Here is a 4,920-nt window from a genome sequence, read left to right as displayed (position 1 = left end):
TTCTTTAGCTACTTTGAAATAGATTATAAAGATACGCTACGAATAAGAAAAATGGGATTACTTAGGATAACTTTAATTTATAATAAAAATTAGTTTGTTTATATATGAAAAAAAATCCTGAGCTTTCACTCAGGATTTTGCTATAAATATTTCTTATTTTAATTAAGAAAGTGCAGCTTGAACTTGGTCAGCAGCTTCTTGAAATTGTACTGCAGATAAAATTGGCATTCCAGAATTATCGATTAATTCTTTTGCAATTTCAGCATTTGTACCTTGCAAACGAACGATGATCGGCACTTTGATAGCGTCTCCCATGTTTTTGTAAGCATCCACAACACCTTGAGCAACACGATCACAACGAACGATTCCTCCAAAAATGTTAATCAAAATTGCTTTTACGTTTGGATCTTTTAATATGATACGGAAAGCAGTTTCAACACGTTTTGCATCAGCAGTTCCTCCTACGTCAAGGAAGTTCGCTGGTTCAAAACCTGCATATTTAATCAAATCCATAGTTGCCATTGCCAGACCAGCACCGTTTACCATACAACCTACAGTTCCGTCAAGGTCAACATAGTTTAATCCTACTTCTTTAGCTTCAACTTCGATTGGGTTTTCCTCACGAATATCACGCATATCAGCATATTTCTTTTGTCTGTATAAAGCATTATCATCGATATTTACTTTAGCATCTACAGCCATAATTTTGTTATCTGAAGTCTTCAAAACTGGATTGATTTCAAACATAGAAGCATCAGAACCAATGTAAGCTTTGTATAAAGCATCGATAAACTGAGTCATTTCTTTGAAAGCATTTCCAGAAAGGCCTAAATTAAAGGCAATTCTTCTTGCCTGAAAACCTTGTAATCCAACAGCTGGATCAATTTCTTCTGTAAAAATTAAATGAGGAGTATGTTCTGCAACTTCTTCAATATCCATACCACCTTCAGTAGAATACATGATCATATTACGACCTGTTGCTCTGTTTAAAAGAACAGAAACATAAAACTCAGAAGTTTCGCTTTCACCTGGATAATAAACATCTTCAGCGATTAAAACTTTGTGCACTTTTTTCCCTTCAGCAGAAGTTTGAGGGGTAATTAATTGCATTCCAATGATTTGTTCAGCAATTTCTTCTACCTTGTCAATTCCTTTGGCAAGTTTAACTCCACCACCTTTTCCACGACCACCAGCGTGAATTTGGGCTTTTACAACATACCAACTTGTACCAGTTTCGGCAGTTAATTGTTTTGCAGCAGCTACAGCTTCTACAGGACTATTAGCTACAATTCCGCGTTGAATGCGAACTCCATAGCTAGCTAAAATTTCTTTTCCTTGATATTCGTGTATGTTCATAATATAGAATTTGTCTGGATTCTGAATTTATTTCAGAATAAAAGTGCGACAAAAATAGCAAAATTTAATTTAATTGAAATTTTTTTTAAATAATATACCACACAAAAAATAAAATTTCAAAATGTAACCTCTCAAACGTAATAGTAGCTTAAATTTAAAAATAATCAGGTATTTTGTTAAAAATAAACAAACAAAAAAAGTATAACCATATATTTATTACAAAATCATTGTTCATTTCAAAATCGTAAAAACATTTATTGCTGATATATCAATTCCGAACAAAAAAATCCACATTATTATCAATTATTCATAACTTTTTTAATATTATAGCAAAAATATGATGTTAACACGAGTTTAATTCATTATATGTTATGAAATCTTTAATTTTGTAAAAAAAAATATCAAGCATGAGAGTTAAAGAACAAGGTCTTTATTTACCCGAATTTGAACACGACAACTGTGGCGCAGGATTTATATGTAATTTGAATGGAATTAAGTCTAATGACATTATCCATAAGGCTCTGGACATTTTAATCAAGTTGGAGCATCGTGGAGCTGTAAGCTCTGATGGACGAACTGGAGATGGAGCTGGAATCTTATTTGATATCCCACATGATTTCTTCAAAAAAGTCTGTGATTTTGAAATACCAGAAGTTAGAGAATATGCTGTTGGTATGACCTTTATGCCTAAAAGCCCAAACCAAATCGCCTTTTGCAAAGAAACTTTTGAATCAGCCATTAAAGATCAAAATCTATCTATTTTAGGATGGAGAGATGTTCCTGTTGATGTTTCTAATTTAGGACAAATAGCCGCAGAAAAAGAACCAACTGTCAAACAAGTATTTGTTGGAAAGAACGGTTTAGACATTACTGAGCAACAATTCAACGCCAAATTATTCATGGCTAGAAAAATTGCTGAGCATACGATTCGTAATTCAAGAACTTCTGAAAGTCATATGTTTTACTTTTCAAGTTGTTCTACTACTACTATTATATATAAAGGTCTATTGATGCCTGAAGACATCAGTAGATATTACACCGATTTATTAGACTGCGATTTGGTAACCCGTTTAGCATTGGTTCACCAACGTTTCTCAACCAATACTTTCCCTTCTTGGGATTTGGCGCAACCATTTAGATATATGTGTCATAATGGTGAAATCAACACATTAAGAGGAAACGTGAGCAGAATGCGTGCTCGTGAAGAATTAATGAAAAGTGATGTTTTTGGAGAAGATTTGAAAAAATTATTCCCAATTATATTAGAAGGAAAATCAGATTCAGCTTCTATGGATATGGTTGTTGAGTTATTATTAATGACTGGACGTTCTTTACCGGAAGTTATGATGATGGTTGTTCCTGAGGCATGGGAAAAACACAAAACTATGTCTGATGAGAAAAAAGCATTTTACGAATACAATGCTTGTATCATGGAACCTTGGGATGGTCCAGCATCGATTCCATTTACTGATGGAAACGTAATTGGAGCATTACTGGATAGAAATGGTTTACGTCCTTCCCGATATACTTTAACAAAAAGCGGTTTCGTTATTATGTCATCAGAAATTGGTGTTTTAGACATCAAACCTGAAGACGTAGTTCAACATGGAAGATTGGAACCAGGAAAAATGTTCTTGGTTGATATGAACGAAGGCCGTATTATTGAAGATGAAGAAATTAAGCATTCAATTGTAACCAAACGTCCTTACAGAGAATGGTTAAATAAGAATATGTTGCAATTAGCACAAATTCCTTATACTGGCAATCCAATCCCAACTGAAGAAACTGATTTTGAAACCAGACAACGTTTATTTGGCTATACTATTGAGGATTTAAAAACAATCATTAACCCAATGGGTGCTCAAGGCAATGAAGCATTAAGCTCTATGGGTAATGATACACCTCTTGCTGTATTATCAGATCAGCCTCAATTATTATACAACTACTTCAAACAATTATTTGCTCAGGTAACTAACCCTCCATTGGATGGTATTCGTGAAGAAATAATTACAGATACAAGCTTAGCAGTTGGAGCAGATTACAATATTTTTGATATTACTGACATTCACTGTAAAAAAATTAAAATTCAAAATCCAGTTATTTCTAATGAGGATTTGGAAAAAATAAGAAGCATTGAACATGATGACTTCAAATCTGTTACTATTTCTGCTTTATACAAAATAGAAAAAGGGGTAAATGGTTTGGAACGTGCTTTAGAAAAATGCATACAAGCAACATACAAAGCAGTTTCTGAAGGATGTAATATCGTTGTCCTTTCTGATAGAGGTGTTAACGAAAAAATGGCTCCAATACCAATGCTATTATTGACTTCTTATATTCACCATTCTTTAAATATTTTAAAAGTTCGTTCTAAGTTTGGTATTATAATTGAATCGGCTGAACCTCGTGAACCTCATCATTTTGCTTTATTATTTGGATATGGAGCTAGTGCTATCAATCCTTATATGGTAAATGAAATTCTTCACGATCAAGTGAAACAAGGTTTTATTACAGGAGTAAAAGCAGATTACGCAATTACAAACTACAATAAAGCGATTGCCAAAGGGATCCTAAAAATCATGAATAAAATTGGTATCTCTACTTTACATTCTTATAAAGCAGCCCAAATTTTTGAAATTTTAGGTCTAAATAAAACATTTACTTCTAAATATTTCCCTTACACTCCTTCAAGAATAGAAGGTATTGGACTAATGGAAATTGAAAGAGAAGTTAAGAAAAGACATCAAAACGCATTTCCAAAATCGAAAATTGCAAACTTGTTGCCTTTAGAAATTGGTGGAATTTACAGATGGAGAAGAAATGGTGAAAAACACATGTTTAATCCAACAACCATTTCAAAATTACAACAAGCAGTTCGATTGAATAGTCCAGAAAGCTATAAAGAATATTCTAAAATGGTTAATGAGCAAAGTGAAAACTTAATGACCATAAGAGGTTTGTTTGAATTCAACAACTTAGATCCAATCTCTATTGACGAAGTAGAACCATGGACTGAAATTGTGAAAAAATTCAAAACTGGTGCTATGTCTTACGGATCTATCAGCCAGGAAGCTCATGAGAATCTTGCGATTGCCATGAATAGAATTGGAGGGAAATCAAACTCAGGAGAAGGTGGAGAAAACCCAAAACGTTTCCAAAAAGAAATGAATGGCGATTCTAAAAACAGTGCCATCAAACAAGTTGCTTCAGGAAGATTTGGTGTTTCTATCAACTATTTGACAAATGCCCAAGAGATTCAAATTAAAATGGCTCAAGGTGCAAAACCTGGAGAAGGAGGACAATTACCAGGTGAAAAAGTAGTGCCTTGGATTGCTGAAACAAGAAACTCTACTCCTTATGTAGGTCTTATTTCACCACCACCACACCACGATATTTATTCTATTGAAGATTTATCTCAATTGATATTTGACTTAAAAAATGCTAATAGAGAAGCTAGAGTTAATGTTAAATTAGTAGCTGAAGTTGGGGTAGGAACAATTGCTGCGGGTGTTGCTAAAGCAAAAGCAGACGTTATTTTGATTTCCGGATATGATGGAGGAACAG

2 protein-coding genes are annotated in these 4,920 nt (G+C 33.5%); one reads left to right on the top strand and one right to left on the bottom strand.

Annotated elements, in window-relative coordinates; genetic code table 11:
- Positions 1-162: 162 nt before the first annotated feature.
- A complete protein-coding gene (gene sucC / locus VLC96_RS05330) occupies positions 163-1,356 on the bottom strand; it encodes an ADP-forming succinate--CoA ligase subunit beta (protein ID WP_325261126.1) in 1,194 nt (397 codons plus the stop codon).
- 407 nt (positions 1,357-1,763) lie between these two features.
- Between sucC and gltB the strand changes: the two genes are divergently transcribed.
- The coding region (gene gltB, locus VLC96_RS05325; protein ID WP_325261124.1) for a glutamate synthase large subunit at positions 1,764-4,920 on the top strand (3,157 nt) is incomplete at its 3' end.

Source organism: Flavobacterium sp. (assembly GCF_035456085.1).
GTDB lineage: Bacteria > Bacteroidota > Bacteroidia > Flavobacteriales > Flavobacteriaceae > Flavobacterium.
The sequence above is the reverse complement of the archived record's forward strand: the minus strand, read 5'-3'. Positions and strand labels throughout refer to the sequence as shown.

Excerpts from the sequence above, each read along its gene's own strand:
- sucC (WP_325261126.1), bottom strand. The coding sequence starts at position 1,356 with ATGAACATACACGAATATCAAGGAAAAGAAATTTTAGCTAGCTATGGA.